At 72.2% G+C, this 15,670-nt stretch carries 16 protein-coding genes; 2 read left to right on the top strand and 14 right to left on the bottom strand.

Features of this window, described 5'->3' with window-relative positions; translation table 11 throughout:
• Positions 1-14: 14 nt before the first annotated feature.
• From AQJ54_RS17420 to zapE, 14 genes are all read right to left on the bottom strand, one after another.
• Positions 15-806, bottom strand: coding sequence for a TIGR04222 domain-containing membrane protein (locus tag AQJ54_RS17420; RefSeq protein WP_062238331.1), 792 nt, complete (start codon positions 804-806; stop codon positions 15-17).
• Positions 807-923: 117 nt separating this feature from the next.
• Entirely contained in the window at positions 924-1,712 is a 789-nt protein-coding gene (locus AQJ54_RS17415) for a DUF4142 domain-containing protein (RefSeq protein ID WP_062238329.1), read from the bottom strand.
• Between the two features lie 125 nt (positions 1,713-1,837).
• Positions 1,838-3,169 carry an MbnB/TglH/ChrH family RiPP precursor modification enzyme gene (locus tag AQJ54_RS17410; protein ID WP_062238327.1) on the bottom strand — a complete coding sequence of 444 codons (1,332 nt, stop codon included), beginning with the start codon at positions 3,167-3,169 and terminating at the stop codon, positions 1,838-1,840.
• A 171-nt stretch (positions 3,170-3,340) separates the two neighbouring features.
• A complete protein-coding gene (locus AQJ54_RS17405) occupies positions 3,341-4,057 on the bottom strand; it encodes a peptidyl-tRNA hydrolase (protein WP_062238699.1) in 717 nt (238 codons plus the stop codon).
• Between the two features lie 17 nt (positions 4,058-4,074).
• Positions 4,075-4,254 (bottom strand): hypothetical protein, encoded by a 180-nt coding sequence (locus AQJ54_RS17400; protein ID WP_062238324.1) that lies wholly within the window; start codon positions 4,252-4,254, stop codon positions 4,075-4,077.
• A 57-nt stretch (positions 4,255-4,311) separates the two neighbouring features.
• Positions 4,312-5,133, bottom strand: a complete 822-nt coding sequence (locus AQJ54_RS17395; protein ID WP_062238322.1) for a polysaccharide deacetylase family protein — start codon at positions 5,131-5,133, stop codon at positions 4,312-4,314.
• A 61-nt stretch (positions 5,134-5,194) separates the two neighbouring features.
• A complete protein-coding gene (locus AQJ54_RS17390) occupies positions 5,195-6,712 on the bottom strand; it encodes an FAD-dependent oxidoreductase (RefSeq protein ID WP_062238320.1) in 1,518 nt (505 codons plus the stop codon).
• Positions 6,713-6,733: 21 nt separating this feature from the next.
• The gene (locus AQJ54_RS17385; protein WP_062238318.1) at positions 6,734-7,630 is read right to left on the bottom strand and encodes a polyphosphate kinase 2 family protein; all 897 of its coding nucleotides are present in this window, start codon (positions 7,628-7,630) and stop codon (positions 6,734-6,736) included.
• A gap of 81 nt (positions 7,631-7,711) precedes the next feature.
• A complete protein-coding gene (locus tag AQJ54_RS17380; protein WP_062238315.1) occupies positions 7,712-9,079 on the bottom strand; it encodes a PhoX family protein in 1,368 nt (455 codons plus the stop codon).
• Between the two features lie 101 nt (positions 9,080-9,180).
• On the bottom strand, positions 9,181-9,957 hold the full coding sequence (locus tag AQJ54_RS17375) for a slipin family protein (RefSeq protein WP_062021993.1): 777 nt from the start codon (positions 9,955-9,957) through the stop codon (positions 9,181-9,183).
• Positions 9,958-10,093: 136 nt separating this feature from the next.
• Positions 10,094-11,590, bottom strand: coding sequence for a SulP family inorganic anion transporter (locus tag AQJ54_RS17370; protein WP_062238313.1), 1,497 nt, complete (start codon positions 11,588-11,590; stop codon positions 10,094-10,096).
• Positions 11,587-12,165: a carbonic anhydrase gene (locus AQJ54_RS17365; protein ID WP_020133754.1), complete on the bottom strand. Its 579-nt coding sequence runs from the start codon at positions 12,163-12,165 to the stop codon at positions 11,587-11,589. Before AQJ54_RS17365 ends, AQJ54_RS17370 begins: the two co-directional genes overlap by 4 nt.
• A gap of 190 nt (positions 12,166-12,355) precedes the next feature.
• Positions 12,356-12,751, bottom strand: a complete 396-nt coding sequence (locus AQJ54_RS17360) for a hypothetical protein (protein WP_062238311.1) — start codon at positions 12,749-12,751, stop codon at positions 12,356-12,358.
• Between the two features lie 244 nt (positions 12,752-12,995).
• Complete coding sequence (gene zapE, locus AQJ54_RS17355) at positions 12,996-14,072, bottom strand: cell division protein ZapE (protein ID WP_062238310.1); 1,077 nt, start codon at positions 14,070-14,072, stop codon at positions 12,996-12,998.
• A gap of 73 nt (positions 14,073-14,145) precedes the next feature.
• Between zapE and AQJ54_RS17350 the strand changes: the two genes are divergently transcribed.
• A complete protein-coding gene (locus tag AQJ54_RS17350) occupies positions 14,146-14,991 on the top strand; it encodes a pyrimidine reductase family protein (RefSeq protein ID WP_062238308.1) in 846 nt (281 codons plus the stop codon).
• A gap of 162 nt (positions 14,992-15,153) precedes the next feature.
• Complete coding sequence (locus tag AQJ54_RS17345) at positions 15,154-15,627, top strand: indole-3-glycerol phosphate synthase (protein ID WP_246091008.1); 474 nt, start codon at positions 15,154-15,156, stop codon at positions 15,625-15,627.
• Positions 15,628-15,670 lie beyond the last annotated feature (43 nt).

The raw sequence follows: 15,670 nt of genomic DNA, 5'->3' as shown, positions 1-15,670 counted from the left end.
GCCCCCGGGCGCGCTCAGTCGCGCGGGTCCGTGTCCCAGCCGTCGTGCCGCTGCTCACGGTGGGCGAAGGCGGCGCGCAGATCGGGTTCGCCGACCGCGTTGATGCCGCGCACCGCGACGGAGGTGAGATAGGTCCGCTCGTCCGTGCCGCCGGTGCCCCGGCTCAGGGCGCCGAGCAGCCGCTGGCCGGCCGGGGAGGCCCAGCGCGAGTACGGGTGGACCTCGATCCTCGCGATGGCAAGGCAGCTCAGACTCAGCGCGAGCGGCAGCGCGAACCAGAGGGCGACCAGGTGTCGCGGCATCTCCGACGGGGCGGGCGCCAGCAGGGCGATCACGCCCAGCGCGACCACCGCCACCGAGGCCGACTGCACCTGGCGGACCCCCGACGCGATGCCGGACCGGGCGCCGGCGGGCACGGCGAGACCCGCGTCCACCAGACGGTCGCCGAGTCCGCGCACGGCGTCCGCCGCGGCCGCACCGGCGCGCACCGGCGCGATCCGCGACTGCCCCTCAGGTCCGATGGCCCCGAGGACCGTGCGCTCCATCTCGTCCCGGCCCCGCGGATCGACGACGGTCGCCCAGCCGGTGCGGGCCAGCAGCAGTCGTCGCTGCCGGGCCATCGAGACCAGCGTCAGATCGGCGACCCGCCGGGGGCCGCCGGACAGGAACGCGGCCTCGTACAGCGTCAGATCGTGCTCCCGGGCATCCGCGTCCGCGGCCGCCGCGTGCACCGCGGCCAGGCACAGCCGCGTGCAGGCGGTGCCGGTGACGGCCCAGGCCAGCAGCAGGAGAAGAACCCAGAACATGCCGCGTTTCTATGCCAAAGGCTCGCGACAGCGCCATGGGCTGTTCACAATCCGGACGGAGCGTTGTCGGTGTGTGACGTTCCGTTTGTCCGGAAACGGCCCATGGCCGGAAGTGGCCTACGAGGGGACGGGGGCCGGACTGGAGGCGGCCGGGGGAAGCGAGTACGTCGTCGCGTACGGCGACGGGGTGACCGGCACGACCACGCCCGGGTCGGTCGTCGGACCGGGCGGCGCCGGGGAGTTGACCAGGGGCGGCGCGCTGTCGCCGGCCAGTTCCTGGGCCAGGGCCGCGAAGTCGACGTACCCGGTGGCCTCCAGGACCTTGATGTGGTCGAGGACGGTGGTGTTGGCGTCGTCGGCCAGGGCGCGGACCAGGGAGTTCTGGGTGCTCGCGCGGACCTCGGCGACGACCGAGAAGACCCTGCCGTGCGCGAGGCGCAGGATGTTGGCGAACTGGCGGTCGTAGTCGACGCCCTGGGCCTGGTTCAGGGTCGCGAGCCACTGCTTCTGCTGGTCGTTCGGTTCGTTGGGCAGGGCGAGCCCGAGCTTCGCCGCCACGTCCCGCACCCGGGCGTCCAGGAAGGTGTGACCCGCCACGAGGTGCTCACCGGCCGTCCGCACGGCCTGGGTCGTGCCCTTCTGCTCCGCCTGCTGACCCGCGGGCAGTTCCCAGAGCCCCGCCAGCCGGACCTTGGTGACGAAGTCCCGGTCCAGCGCGGAGAGCGGGCCGTACGGGGTCGTCACGGTCCCGGCCTTGAGCAGGCTCAGCCCTGTGTCCGAGCGGTCGGCGTACGACCAGATCGGGACGAGGATCGCCACGAGGGTCGCCGTCAGCCCGGCGATGATGACTCCGGTGCCGGTGAAGATGCCTCGGCCCTGGAGTGGCGGCCGTGGTCGCGCTCGCATGGTGCCTCCTGTTGCGGCACCGCACGCTAGTACGTTTCAGGTGCGGGGTGCACATATTACCGTCGGGTCAACACCGACTGCCGGGCCTCCCGTGGGCGCCGGCCACGGTAGGCAGGGCGGCCCCCTCAGCGCCGCAGCAACACCTTGCGCGTGGCCCGGGCCAGCCGGACCGCGGGCCTGCGGGACCTGGGCGCGGGCCCCGACCGCTCCAGCCACCACTCCCGCACCTGGCGCCGCGTCCTGGCCTCCGTCAACGCGCCGCCGAGCAGCAGGTGTTCGGCGAAGGTCAACGCGTCCCGCCGGTACCCGTCCGTCATCGGCGACCCCTGCGCGTACGTCAGGAACGCCGGCCGGTAACCCGCCCCCAGGATCAACGGCAGTTCCGGCGCCACCTTCGCCACCACGTCCGCCCGCTTCCCCGCGAGCGCCCGCGCCTGCACCCCCAGCCGCACCCGGTCGAACCCCTCGGGGGCCGGAGTCCCCGCCACCAGCGCGGACAACAGCGCGGTCTGGGCGAGCGCGAGCCGCTGCCGGGTGACTTCGGCCGGAGCACCGGCCGACCTCTCCGAGGATGCCGTACGCCCCGCACTGCTGGGCGGCCCCTGCGAGATCATCGCCCGCCCGGCACCGCCGCCCCCCTTCTCCACGGCGTCCCGGATCGACCTCAACTCCCCTTCCAGCTCGCCCGGTTCGGGGAAGTTCTCGTCCCGTTCCAGCAGCACCCCCGGAGGCGAGACCCGGGACGCGAGGTCGGTGAGGATGTCGAGGACCGGCTGCGGAACCGGGTGGGCGTGGCTGTCGTGCCACACCCCGTCCCGCTCGAACCCGCCCGCGACATGGACGTACGCGAGGGCCTCCAGGGGGAGTTCGGCGAGCGCCTCGGCCGGGTCCTCGGCGCGGTTGACGTGGTTGGTGTGCAGGTTGGCCACGTCGATCAGCAGACGCACCCCGGTCCGGTCGGCGAGGTCGTACAGGAACTGCCCCTCGGTCATCTCCTCGCCGGGCCAGGAGATCAGCGCGGCGATGTTCTCCACCGCGAGCGGCACCGGCAGCGCGTCCTGCGCGATGCGGATGTTCTCGCACAGCACGTCGAGGGCGTCCCGGGTGCGGGGGACGGGGAGGAGGTGTCCGGCCTCCAGGCGCGGGGAGGCGGTCAGCGGGCCGCCCGCCCGCACGAACGCGATGTGCTCGGTGACCAGCGGTGCCCTCAGCGCCTCGACCCGTTCGGCGAGCGCGGCCAGCCGCCCAGCGTCGGGCCGCTCCGCCCCGCCGAGGCCCAGGGAGACACCGTGCGGGACCACCGTCACCCCGCGCTCACGCAGCCGCCGCAGCGACTCGGGGAGGTGTCCGGGGCAGACGTTCTCGGCCACGACCTCGACCCAGTCGATGCCCGGCATGCGCTCCACGGCGTCCGCGATCTCCGGCCGCCACCCGATCCCCGTGCCCAGTCGCTCCATGGTTTGTCCCCCTCCTCCGCCCGCTCCGGCCGCCGTCCGGGCGGCGTGACGGAGGTATGGCCCCGGGCGCACGGTCCGAACCGTGGCACGGGGACCTTCAGAGCAACATTTGAGGTTCGGGAACCATGCCGAACTCGGCGGTCACGCCGTAGCAGAAGCAGCCCCCGTACGTCATCGCAGCGCCGGATGATCGGCGACCACCGTGCAGCTGCCCGGCGCGATCTCGGTGAAACCGGCGTCACGGACCAACGGCAGCCCGCTGTGGGTGAGTTCGCCCCAGCGGTCCGCGTCAGCGATGCGCACGGCGAGAGGGAACCCGGCGTCCCGCCAGCTCGCCTTCTCCTCGTCCGACAGTTCCCACCAGGCCAGTTGGGCGCCGTGACCGGCCTGGGCCATCGCCTTGCCGGCCGACATGTCGAGATCCGGGTTGAGCCACAGCACGGGGGCCGCGGGGTCCGCCGCCACCGGGGGCTCGGGGTCGTCGAGGTCGGTGCCGGAGACCTGGAGCCTGGCCAGTTCCTTGGGCCAGCCGTCGAGCGGCACCGGCGGGAACACCCGTACCTCGGCCGACTTCCCCGTCACCGTGATCCCGGGCAGTGCCTCGGCCCGCCGCCACTCGGCCCCCCGGGCCCGCCGGACGACCTTGCGGATCCGGGCGTCCTGCCAGTCCCGCACGGCCTCGGCCCACTCCCCGTCGCCGACGGAACGCTCGTCGCTCAGCAGCACGAGCACGGCCCGGGCGGCGGTCTCCAGGGCGTCGGTGCGAGCGGGCGGGGCCGCCTTCTCGATCCGGACGACCAGCGGCAGCACGAACTGCGGTGCCTGGTCGCGGGCGGTCGGCTCCGTGCGGAAGGGGCTGTCGGTCGAGGGCGTCACGTCGTTGCTCACCCGGACCACCCTAAAGCTCAGCCGGAGCAGGCCGTCCGCTGAGCCTCCTGCCACTCGCAGACCGGGCACAGGGTGATCCCCTTGTACGACTCCGGGTACTCCGTGGGCTTCCGGCACAGGACGCAGTCCGCGTACGGCGGCCCGTCGGCGACCGGCGGCTTGGGCATGTTGCCGATCGTGCAGTAGTCCTCGCTCATGCCTCCAGCCTAGGGCCGGATCAGCCTAGGACCGGATCAGCCCAGGACCGGAGCGGCCTAGGAACCGATCAGCTCGGACACCTTCACGAACCGGAAGCCCCGCGCCCGCAGCCGGGGCACCACCGTCCGCACCACCCGCTCCGTCGTCGGCGCTGCGCTGCGCGTGCAGTGCATGACCACGACCGACCCCGGCCGCACCCCCTCCAGCACCTGCCGGGCCACCGCCTCCGCGTCCGTCGCGAACGCGTCGCCGCTCACCACGTCCCACTGGACTGCGGTCACCCCGGCCGGGGTCAGCTCCCTCAGGGCCTGCCGGTCGTAGCAGCCGCCGGGGAAGCGGAAGTACGGCCGTGCGTCCGGCACCCCGGCCTTCCGGAACGCCGAGTACGCCCGCTCCACGTCCGCCCGCATCCGGTCCGCGGACACCCTCGGCAGCCCGTAGCAGTCGTCGGTGAAGGCGTAGTGGCTGTAGGAGTGGTTGGCGACCTCGAAGAGCGGATCGCGCCCGATCGAACGGGCCTGGTCCGGATACTCCTCGGCCCACCGCCCGGTCATGAACACGGTGGCCGGCACCTTCAGCGCCCGCAGCGCCGAGATCAGCCCCGGATTGTCGAAGTGCTCACCCGCCGCCGCCCGCGCCCCCTGGTCCGCGGTCATGTCGGCGTCGAAGGTGAGCGCGGCCGTCCTGCCGTGCACCCGGGACCCGTTCCTGAAGACCGGGGTCAGCCCGCCCGGACCCGGGGCGAGGGTCGGCGGCGCACTGGTCGCCGAGGGGGCCGGGCGGGCCGTCCGGGGCGCCGGCTGGACGGTGGCGGCACAGGCCGTGAGGGCGGTACCGAGGAGACAGACGGCGGTCACGCGTCGTACGAGAGTGATCACCGTACGAAAATAGGGCGAACCATCCGATTGTCATCTCAGCCCCGGCCGGGGCGTCACCCGCTCAGATGTCCCGCCGCTCCAGCGGCTTGGTCGCCGGGCCCTGGATCACCTTGCCGTCGGTGTCGAAGCGGGAGCCGTGGCAGGGGCACTCCCAGGCGTCCTCGGCGCCGTTGAAGGAGACCAGGCAGCCCATGTGCGTGCAGCGTGGCGAGACCGCGTGCAGGGCGCCCTCGTCGTCGCGGTAGACCGCGACCCGGTCGCCGTTCACACGGACCACCGCGCCCTCGCCGGGCGGCAGGGACTCCAGCGGCGGGGAGGGGCGCAGCCGGTCACCGACGAAGTGCCGGGCCACCTGCGCCTGGTGCTTGAGGAAGGACGGGGCCTCGCGGACCTGCGAACGCAGCCGGCGCGGGTCGTACAGCTCGCTCCACGCGCACTCCTCGCCGGTGATCTGCGCCGTGAGCAGGCGGCCGGCCATGATGCCGCCGCTCATGCCCCAGCCGCCGAACCCGGTGGCGACGTAGGTGTGCCGGGCGCCCGGGTGCAGCGGGCCGACGAGCGGCACCGTGTCGGTGGGGTCGTTGTCCTGGGTGGCCCAGGCGTGGGTGAACTCGACCCCGGGAAAGTGCCGGGCGGCCCAGGCCGAGAGGTCGTCGAAGCGGGCCCGGGTGTCCCCGGTGCCGGGCGTGAAGTGCTCGCCGGTGACGATGAGCAGCCGCCGGTCCTCGTCCCAGGGAGCCGTGCGCACCGAGCGGGTGCCCTCGTCCGGCGTGATGAACATGCCGTCCGGATCGCGCTCCCGCTCGATCGTCCCGGCGACCACCAGCTCGCGGCGCGGGGAGAGCCGGGTGAACAGCAGGGCCCGGTCGAAGACCGGGTAGTGGGTGGCGACCACGACGTCCCGGGCCGTCACCGTCGCCCGGGTGTCCGTCGTCAGCCGGCACGGCTCGCCCTCGTCGAGACCGACGACGACGGTGTGCTCGTGAACCGCAGCGCCGGAGGCGACCAGGTCCTCGACCAGGGCCAGCAGGTACTTGCGCGGATGGAACTGCGCCTGGTCCTCGACCCGTACCGCTCCCGCCACCGGGAACGGCAGCCCGGTCTCCGTCACGAACGACGCCGGCAGCCCCGCCTCCCGGGCGGCCTCCGCCTCGGCCCGCAGTTCCTCGACCCGGCCCTCGTCACCGACGTAGGTGTAGGCGCTGCGCCGCTCCCAGTCGCAGTCGACGCCCAGCTCCCGCGCGATCTCGGCGGCCCGTTCGATCGCCTCGCTCTGCGAGCGCGCGTACAGCCGGGCCCCCTCGGGGCCGCGGGTGCGGCGCAGCTTGTCGTAGACCAGGGTGTGCAGGGCGGTGAGCTTGGCGGTGGTGTGCCCGGTGACCCCGGCCGCCACCCGCCCGGCCTCCAGTACGGCGACCCGCAGCCCCGCGTGCGTCAGCTCCCAGGCCGTGCTCAGCCCGGCGATGCCGGCGCCGATCACGGCCACGTCGACGTCGAGGTCCTCGGTCAGCGGCGGCAGGGGGCCACCGGGTGCCGTCTCCAGCCAGTACGAGCCCTTGACGTGTCGGTTCTCGGTCATGCGGGCCGAGTACCCAGGGATTCACTCTTCCAGCAGCCGCCTGCGGGCCTCCGCCACGTCGAAGTCCGCCTTCGGGTACCGCGGGTCCAGCTCGGACAGGTGTTCCAGGAGAAGGCGGCTGACCGCCCAGTTGCGGTACCACTTGCGGTCGGCCGGCACCAGGTACCAGGGCGCGTGCCGGGTCGAGCAGCGCTCCAGGGCGATCTCGTACGCCCGCTGGTAGGCCGGCCACAGGGCGCGCTCGTCGATGTCCGAGACGTTGAACTTCCAGTGCTTGTCCGGGCGGTCGAGACGCTTGAGGAGGCGGTCGCGCTGTTCCTCGTAGGAGATGTGCAGGAAGCACTTGACGACGGTGACGCCGTCGTCGGCGAGTGCCTTCTCGAAGCGGTTGATCTCGTCGTAGCGGCGCTCGATCTCGGCGGTCGGGACGAGTTCGCGCACCCGGGCGATGAGCACGTCCTCGTAGTGCGAGCGGTCGAAGATGCCCAGCTCACCGGCCTGCGGCAGGGCCTTCTTCACGCGCCAGAGGAAGGGGTGCTCCAGTTCCTTCGGCGTGGGCGCCTTGAAGGCGTGGATACGGCAGCCGGAGGGGTTGAACAGGCCGATGACGTGCTTGACCGTGCCGCCCTTGCCGCTGGTGTCCATGCCCTGGAGCACCAGCAGGATCCGGCGCCGGTCGCCCGCCGTGCTCGCAGCCCACAGCCGTTCCTGAAGGTCGGCCAGCGGGTCGGCCAGTTCGGTCATCGCGGCCCGGCCGGCCTCCTTGTCCCCGGGGCCGGCCGGGATCTCCCGGGCGTCGTAGGAGGCCAGGTCCACCGCCTTGCCGCCCGGCACGCGCAGCAGCTCGCGCAGGGAGACGTCGGCACCGGCCTTCGAGCCCTTCTTCTCCGCGCGGGCTTTCGAGCCCTTCCTGGACATGGGACACCCCTTCCGGTCCGGGTCCGGTCCCTCGATCCTGCGCCGGGGGACCGGGGCGCGCCGGCCGTCCCGGAGGGGCGGCTACCTGCGCCAGGGTCCCGTCACCGCGAAGGTCGTCCCGGGCGTGTAGCAGTTGACGTACATCGTCTGCCCGTCGGGCGAGAAGGTGACGCCGGCGAACTCGCCCCACTCGGGCGCCTCGGGCGTGCCGATGTTCTGGGCGTTGCGGGCCATCGCGTAGACCTCGCCGTGCCGGGTCACGCCGAAGACGTGCTGGGCTCCGTTGCCGTCCTCGCACACCATCAGGCCGCCGCTGGGGGCCAGGCAGATGTTGTCCGGGGACTCGCCGGGCAGCTGCACATCGGTGTCCGGGCCGAAGACGATCACCAGGGTGAGCCGGCGCGCCGAGGGGTCGTAGCGCCAGATCTGCCCGAAGTGGGAGGCGGCCGAACCGTCGGAGCTGCGCGCGAACGACGACACGAAGTAGACGGACGTCCCGCCCCAGTAGCAGCCCTCCAGCTTCTGGGCGTGCGTGATGCCCTTCGGGCCGAAGTCCTGGAGCCGGACGGGGGTCTGGACGGCCAGCGGGTCCGGTACGTCGACCCATTCGATGCCCTCGAAGCAGGCCCCGGTCTCCTGGATCACCGACAGGTCGGGCACGCCGGGCACCCGCATCGCCTGGAGCCGGCCGCCGGCGCGCAGCGAACCGGGGCCGCCCTCGGGCCGGTTGGGCAGGAAGCGGTAGAACAGGCCGAAGGGCTTGAGGAAGGCGTCCTCGGTCTCGTAGACGATGCCGCGCTTCGGGTCGATCGCGATCGCCTCGTGCTGGAAACGGCCCATCGCGGTCAGCGGTACGGCACCCGAGCGGTGCGGGTCGACCGGGTCCACCTCGAAGATGAAGCCGTGGTCCTTGGTGTAGCCGTTGGTGCCGGCCTTGTCCTCGGTCTCCTCACAGGTCAGCCAGGTGCCCCACGGGGTGGGCCCGCCCGCGCAGTTGACGGCGGTGCCGGCGATGGCGACCCGCTCCGACAGCACGTTGTTCCGGGAGTCCAGCGTGAGGGCCGTACAACCGCCCTTGCCCGCCGGGTCGTAGGTGAGGCCCTCGACCGTCGGGACCTGGAGGGGCGCGGTGGGGCGGTTCTCGTGGTTGCGGACCAGGTGCACCCGGCCGTGTCTGCCGGGCAGCGCGGTCATGCCGTCGTGGTTGGAAGGAACCTTTCCCTCACCCGAACGCAGCTGGTCGCCCTCGCGGGAGAGGACCTGGTAGCGGAACCCTTTCGGCAGGTCCAGCAGGCCCTTCGGGTCGGGTACGAGGGGGCCGTAGCCGGTGTGGCCGAGGGACTGGGCGGCGGCGGTGCCCGCGAAGAGCTCGGACAGGGCCCCGGTGAAGGCGATGCCGACCCCGAGGGCCCCTGAGCGGGCGAGGACTTGACGTCGTGTTGCGGACATGGCGGTGCGACCTTCCTGCTGGCGGACAGGAACTGTGACGCCGCTGTGTCTATCACCTGGGTCGGCCCTCGGGAACCACGCGCGTAGCGTGTCCCCATCCGTCACTGCCCGGTCGGGTGCTCCTGCGCGCGCTCCAGGAAGCGCAGCAGCTCCACCGGGAACGGCAGGACGAGCGTGGAGTTCTTCTCGGCGGCCACCGCGACGACCGTCTGGAGGAGCCGGAGCTGGAGCGCGGCGGGCTGCTCCGACATCTCCTTGGCGGCCTCCGCGAGCTTCTTGGAGGCCTGGAGCTCGGCGTCGGCGTTGATGATCCGGGCCCGTCGCTCACGGTCGGCCTCGGCCTGACGGGCCATCGACCGCTTCATCGTGTCCGGCAGCGACACGTCCTTGATCTCCACGCGGTCCACCTGCACACCCCAGCCGACGGCCGGGCTGTCGATCATCAGCTCCAGGCCTTCGTTGAGCTTCTCGCGGTTGGACAGCAGATCGTCCAGCTCGCTCTTGCCGATGATCGAACGCAGCGAGGTCTGGGCCATCTGGGAGACGGCGAACTTGTAGTCCTCGACCTTGACCAGGGCGCTCGCCGCGTCGACGACCCGGAAGTAGACCACCGCGTCCACGCGCACCGTGACGTTGTCCCGGGTGATGCCCTCCTGGGCCGGCACCGGCAGCGTGACGATCTGCATGTTCACCTTGTGCAGCCGGTCCGCGAACGGCACGACCAGCGTGAACCCGGGCTCGCGCACCCCGCCGGCGAGACGCCCGAGGCGGAAGACCACCCCGCGCTCGTACTGCTTGACCACCCGGGCCGCCGCCGCGAGGTAGACGCACCCGGCGGCGGCGGTCGCCGCGGCCGCCGCCAACAGTTCTGGGAGCATGCCGACCTCCTCAGAGAGGTCCTTCTGTCTGCTCCTGCCACGATATGCCCGGTGCCTGGCCCGAGGCCACGACGGCTTCGGACCAGGCGGTGAGGGCTACGGGGCGGTAGCCCTCACGGCTGAGGGGCGGTAGCCCTCACGGTTGGGAGGCGGTGGCCCTCACCGGCTCCGGCTCGGTGACGCGCACCGGTTCCGTGCCGACCGAGCTGTGCCGTTCGGCCCAGTTCTCCAGTGCCGTACGGCAGGCGTGGTCCAGGTGGTGCAGACCCGAGAGGTCCAGCTCCACGGGCCGGTCCTGGGGCAGCGACTCCAGGCTGTCGAGGATCTTCGGCAACCGCAGGAAGGTCGCGTTGCCCGACAGGTGGGCCTGGATCGGGCCCGCGCCCTTGTCGACGATCTCCAGCTTGAGGTGCGAGGCCTCCCAGGCGGTCTTGGCGACGGACAGCGCCAGACCGATCAGCACGCCCTCGAACATGTTGACCGCGACGATCGAGACGGCGGTGGCCACCAGGATCAGCGCCTCACCGCGGTGACTGCGCCACAGCGGCCCGATCGCCTTGAAGGGGATCAGCTTGAAGCCCGCGTGGACGAGGATGCCGGCGAGCGCGGGCAGCGGGATCAGGGCGAGCGCGGAGGGCAGCAGGGCCGCGAACAGCAGCAGCCACACACCGTGCATGACCCGGGACGCCTTCGTCCGCGCGCCCGCCGCGACGTTGGCGGAGCTGCGCACGATGACCGCGGTCATGGGCAGGGCGCCGAGCGCGCCGCACACCGCGTTGCCCGCGCCCTGGGCCATCAGTTCCTTGTCGTACTCGGTGCGCGGACCGTCGTGCAGCCGGTCCACCGCGGCCGCGCTGAACAGCGACTCGGCGGAGGCGATCAGCGTGAACGCGAGGATGGTGCCGAAGATCGCCGGGTTGGCGAGCTCACCGAAGGCCTCCGAGCCGGGGGGCTGGATGGAGCCGAGCAGGCCGTTCACCTCGACGGTGGCGATCGACAGGCCGAAGACCTGGGTGACCACGGTGGCCAGCAGGACGGCGGCGAGGGCGCCCGGCACGGTCTGTGCCTTCCCGGGCAGCTTCTTCCACAGGACCAGCACCGCGACGGTGCCCGCCCCGACCGCGAGCGAGGTGAGCGCGGTGCCGCTGCCGAGCGCGTCGACCACGGCACCGGGCAGTCCCAGGATCTTGTCGACCCCGGTGGTGGGCGCCTTCAGGCCGGCCGCGGAGTACAGCTGGCCGGCGATGAGCACGAGGCCGATGCCGGCCAGCATGCCCTCGACGACCGAGACGGATATCGCCCGGAACCAGCGCCCCAGCTTCAGGGCGCCCATCGCGAGCTGGATCAGCCCGGCCGCCAGCACGATCACTCCGAGCGCGGGCAGCCCGAACTCCTGCACCGCCTCGAAGACGAGCACGGTCAGACCGGCGGCGGGCCCGGAGACCTGGAGGCTGCTGCCCCGCATGACTCCGGTGACCAGCCCGCCGACTATGCCGGTGACCAGGCCGAGTTCGGCCGGGACGCCGGAGGCGACGGCCACACCCACGCAGAGCGGGAGCGCGACCAGGAAGACGACCAGGGACGCGGCGAAGTCCTGCCGCAGGTGAGGGAATTTGGTCAGCACGGCGATCACAGACCCTCGAACGCGTCGGACTCGGTGCGGTGGACGCGGACGGCGCCGGTGTGCACCTCGTAGTACCAGGCGTGCAGGGTCAGTTGCTCTTCTGCCAGCTTCTTGTCGATGAACGGGTAGGACCGCAGCCGCAGGATCTGGGCCAGGACATGGCTCTGTACGCCCTCGGCGACCTCCGGGTCCTCGGCCGCGCCCGCCGGACGCGGGGTGGCGTGGTGCAGCCAGTCGCGGACGGCCGGTACGGCGTCCAGGTCGTCGCCGCGGACCAGGGCGCCGACGGCGCCGCAGTGCGAGTGCCCGCAGACCACGATGTCGCGGACGCCCAGCACCTCCACGGCGTACTCGATGGTGGCTGCCTCGCTGGTGGGGTGCTCGGAGGCGTAGGGGGGAACGATGTTGCCCGCGGTGCGCAGCTCGAAGAGCTCTCCCGGGCGGGCGCCCGTGATCAGGGCCGGGACGACCCTGGAATCCGAGCAGGTGATGAACAGAACCTGGGGGGACTGGCCTTGGGCCAGCGGGGCGAACTCCTCAGGGCGCTGTCCGAACGTACGGGCGTTGTCGATGAGGGGCTGCATGTGGTGACTCCTCCTGGCGCGCCGTGGGGGGCGCGTCGGGCTTGCCGAGTGCGCGGCTGCGCGTCGGCTCGCATGACAGTGATTCAGGTGAGGTGGGGGACTTCGCTGCCGAGAGCGGCGGAGAGCAGCCCAGAACGGCGGAGAGCAGCGGACCGCGGCTGTCAGCAGTGGACGGCAGAAGAGCGCGCTGTCAGCAGCGGAAGACCTGAAGTGCCGCCGGAGCGTGGGCTGTCGAGGGTCTCGACAGGGGGAATCCGCTCGGTACGGAGTGGTGCCCGGGTGTCGTCGCCGACTCCTGGGTCAGTGCCGCGCGGTCGGGCCCCTGGGGTGCGAAGTCGACGGCGCGGTGCCGGTCGCGTGCGCGCAGGGGACCGGTCGGGTCGCCCGCGGGGTTGCAGTGGCGCTTCGTGGCGGCTTCGATGCGCAGCGTACTGCCGGGGGGTTGGGATCCGGCAGGAGCTTTGGCCTCGACATGACGGACCGTGTGCGCGGTTGCGAAGCCCTCGGTGGGTGCGAAGAACTGGAGGGCGAACAGGACGGCTGTGAGGGCCGCCAGCGCGGTGCGTACCGCTCCACCTCGAAACATGCACCCCCCTCCCGCAGTTCGCATCTCTAGTCCAGACCAACGCCTGGTCAACGGCTGGTCAAGAAACACCTTAGCCCGGCAAAGTTGTTTGCTGGGTTAACTTAACGTTTCCAGCTGAAGAGAGGCTGAAGCGCGCCGGGTCGCTGTCGCGAACTGGCTCTTGACGTGCGACGTTTCGCTGTGGTTGGGCAAGCTGGGTTCAGGCGAGCCGGCTTCGGGCGAGCTGGGCCCGGGCGGGCTGTGGTCAGCCGACGAGACCCTTGGCGTCGCGGGCCAGCGCGGTGAGTCGGGATATCGCGCGGAAGTACTTCTTGCGGTAGCCGCCGTTCAGCATCTCCTCGCTGAACAGCCGGTCGAAGGGCAGCCCGGAGGCCAGCACCGGCACCTCGCGGTCGTAGAGACGGTCCGCGAGCACCACGAGCCGCAGCGCGGTCGACTGGTCCGGCACCGGCTGGACATCGGTGAGGCACACCGCCTTCAGACCGTCGGTCAGGGCGCCGTACCGGCTCGGGTGGACCTTGGCGAGGTGGGCCAGCAGGCTCGGGAAGTCGTCCAGCGAGGCGCCCTCGGTGGCGTACGCCGCCGTCCTGACCTCCTCGTCGGTGAACGGCGCCGGCGCCTCGGGCAGCCCGCGGTGGCGGTAGTCCTCGCCGTCGATGCGCAGCGGGCGGAACTGGGCCGCGAGGCCCTGGATCTCGCGCAGGAAGTCGACGGCCGCGAACCGGCCCTCGCCGAGCTTGCCCGGCAGGGTGTTGGAGGTGGCGGCGAGCGCCACACCCGCGTCGACCAGCTTGCCGAGCAGCGTGGAGACGAGAACGGTGTCGCCCGGGTCGTCCAGCTCGAACTCGTCGATGCACAGCAGACGGTGGCCGGAGAGGGTCTGCACCGTCTGCTGGAAGCCGAGGGCGCCGACCAGGTTGGTCAGCTCGACGAAGGTGCCGAAGGCCTTGAGGGAGGGCTCGGCGGGCGTGGCGTGCCAGAGGGAGGCCAGCAGGTGGGTCTTGCCGACGCCGTAGCCGCCGTCGAGGTAGACGCCGCGGGGGCCGGCCGGTGCCTTGGTCGCCTTGGCCCTGCCGAACGCGGTGCCGAGGCCGAGGAAGCCGCGCTTGCCGCCGCCGACCGCGTGGGCGCCGCCGAGACCCGCCGCGAAGCCCTCCAGGACCCGCACGGCCTCGGTCTGGCTGGGCTGGTTCGGGTCCGGGATGTAGGTGTCGAAACGCACCGAGTCGAACCGCGGTGGCGGCACCATCTCGGCGACCAGCCGGTCCGCGGGGACGTGCGGCGCGCGGTCGCACAGGGATGGCGGGGCGGTGTCGGTCATCGAACCGGACCCGGACGCGGCGGGGGAAGTAGACACGGTTCACCATGCTAAGCGCCGTGCCAGACTGCACGACATGCGACGCCTGTTCCCTGTGACCGACGAGACAGAGCTCCGTAGCCCCGGGACGGAGATCCGCAGTCCCGCGACACGGACTCGTAGCCCCGAGGGGGAGGCCGGCCGCGAGTGGAGCCTCGACGAGCTGGCCGCCGCCTACGCCTACCCCGCGCTCGGGCCGGGCGCGGGACCCGGGGCCCCCGAGGTCTGGCTGCGCGCCAACATGGTCTCCACCCTCGACGGGGCCGCCCAGCACGACGGCCGTTCGCAGCCCATCTCCACCGCGACCGACATGCGGATCTTCGGCACTCTGCGGGCGCTGGCCGACGTCGTGGTGGTCGGTGCGGAAACGGTCCGCCAGGAGGGGTACCGGCCGGCCCGCGCGCGTGCGGAGTTCGCGGCCCTGCGGGAGGCGGCCGGACAGGGGTCGGCCCCGGCGATCGCCGTGATCAGCGCGAGCCTGGACCTGGACTTCTCCCTGCCGCTGTACACCTCGCCCCTGGTGCCCACGCTGATCCTCACCGGCGCGGCGGCGGCACCGGACCGGATCGCCGCGGCCGAGAAGGCGGGAGCGCGGGTGGTGATCGCCGGCGACGGCGTCGGCGTGGAGCCCGCGCGGGCCGTACGGGCGCTGGCCGGCCTCGGGCACACCCGGCTGCTCACCGAGGGCGGGCCCCGGTTGCTCGGGCAGCTGGTGGCCGCCGGGGTGCTCGACGAGCTCTGCCTGACCCTGTCGCCGATGCTCACCGCGGGGGACGCGCAGCGCATCGCCGGGGGCCCGTCGGTCGCGGTGCCCGCGCGGTTCGCGCTGGCCTCCCTGCTGGAGGAGGACGGATTCCTCTACAGCAGGTACCGCCGGCCTTGACCGCGGGCGTATGGGTATAGGGGTTCGATCGGTACCGCTGTCGCCGACATCGGCGGAATCTGTCGTTCCGTTTGATGTCCGGCGGGCACACTGAGTCCGGCAGTACCCGTGCGATCACGGGGCAGGATGGTTTCCGCAACGCGCAGAGAAGGGGACGCCCCGGTGTTCACAAGCGTCTTGATGATCGAGAAGGCCCTGACGTCCGCCGACGTGGAGTTCGTCACCACCTTGCACGGGGACGAGTCCGTCGCGTTCCACGTGCTGCTCCAGCCGCGGGGGGATCAGGCGGACCGGCTGCTGCGGGCCATCGACGACGTGGCGCTGGGCGAGCTGGACGAGGCCGTGCGGGAGCGCGAGACGCCCGAGGGCGAGGCCGCCAAGGGGGTCGGCGAGCAGGCCCTGGCGGTGTCCCTCCAGGCGCTCAGAGCCTCCGGCAGCGAGGCCGAGGGGCGGCTCATCGAGGACCACCCGCTGGACGCGCTGAAGTCCCTGGTCGACGAGATCGGCGCGGACGAGGTGATCGTCCTGACCGACCCCCACTACGTGGAGGAGTTCTTCCACCGCGACTGGGCGTCCCGGGCCCGTCACAAGGTGGGCGTCCCGGTGCTGAAGCTGTTCTCGCACAGCAAGGCATAGGCTGAGCCCCGAACTCTTACCGCACCCTTCGTACCGCACCACT

It is taken from the genome of Streptomyces griseorubiginosus (assembly GCF_001514195.1).
Taxonomy (GTDB): Bacteria; Actinomycetota; Actinomycetes; order Streptomycetales; family Streptomycetaceae; genus Streptomyces; species Streptomyces griseorubiginosus.
Note: the sequence above shows the minus strand (reverse complement) of the source record. Positions and strands in the feature narration are given on the sequence as shown.

Coding starts and splice junctions, on each gene's coding strand:
- AQJ54_RS17380 (WP_062238315.1), bottom strand. CDS start 9,079: ATGTCCGCAACACGACGTCAAGTCCTCGCCCGCTCAGGGGCCCTCGGG.
- AQJ54_RS17410 (WP_062238327.1), bottom strand. CDS start 3,169: ATGGAGCGACTGGGCACGGGGATCGGGTGGCGGCCGGAGATCGCGGAC.
- AQJ54_RS17415 (WP_062238329.1), bottom strand. CDS start 1,712: ATGCGAGCGCGACCACGGCCGCCACTCCAGGGCCGAGGCATCTTCACC.
- AQJ54_RS17420 (WP_062238331.1), bottom strand. CDS start 806: ATGTTCTGGGTTCTTCTCCTGCTGCTGGCCTGGGCCGTCACCGGCACC.
- AQJ54_RS17360 (WP_062238311.1), bottom strand. CDS start 12,751: ATGTTTCGAGGTGGAGCGGTACGCACCGCGCTGGCGGCCCTCACAGCC.
- AQJ54_RS17350 (WP_062238308.1), top strand. CDS start 14,146: ATGCGACGCCTGTTCCCTGTGACCGACGAGACAGAGCTCCGTAGCCCC.
- AQJ54_RS17365 (WP_020133754.1), bottom strand. CDS start 12,165: ATGCAGCCCCTCATCGACAACGCCCGTACGTTCGGACAGCGCCCTGAG.
- AQJ54_RS17375 (WP_062021993.1), bottom strand. CDS start 9,957: ATGCTCCCAGAACTGTTGGCGGCGGCCGCGGCGACCGCCGCCGCCGGG.
- AQJ54_RS17385 (WP_062238318.1), bottom strand. CDS start 7,630: ATGTCCAGGAAGGGCTCGAAAGCCCGCGCGGAGAAGAAGGGCTCGAAG.
- AQJ54_RS17400 (WP_062238324.1), bottom strand. CDS start 4,254: ATGAGCGAGGACTACTGCACGATCGGCAACATGCCCAAGCCGCCGGTC.
- zapE (WP_062238310.1), bottom strand. CDS start 14,072: ATGACCGACACCGCCCCGCCATCCCTGTGCGACCGCGCGCCGCACGTC.
- AQJ54_RS17390 (WP_062238320.1), bottom strand. CDS start 6,712: ATGACCGAGAACCGACACGTCAAGGGCTCGTACTGGCTGGAGACGGCA.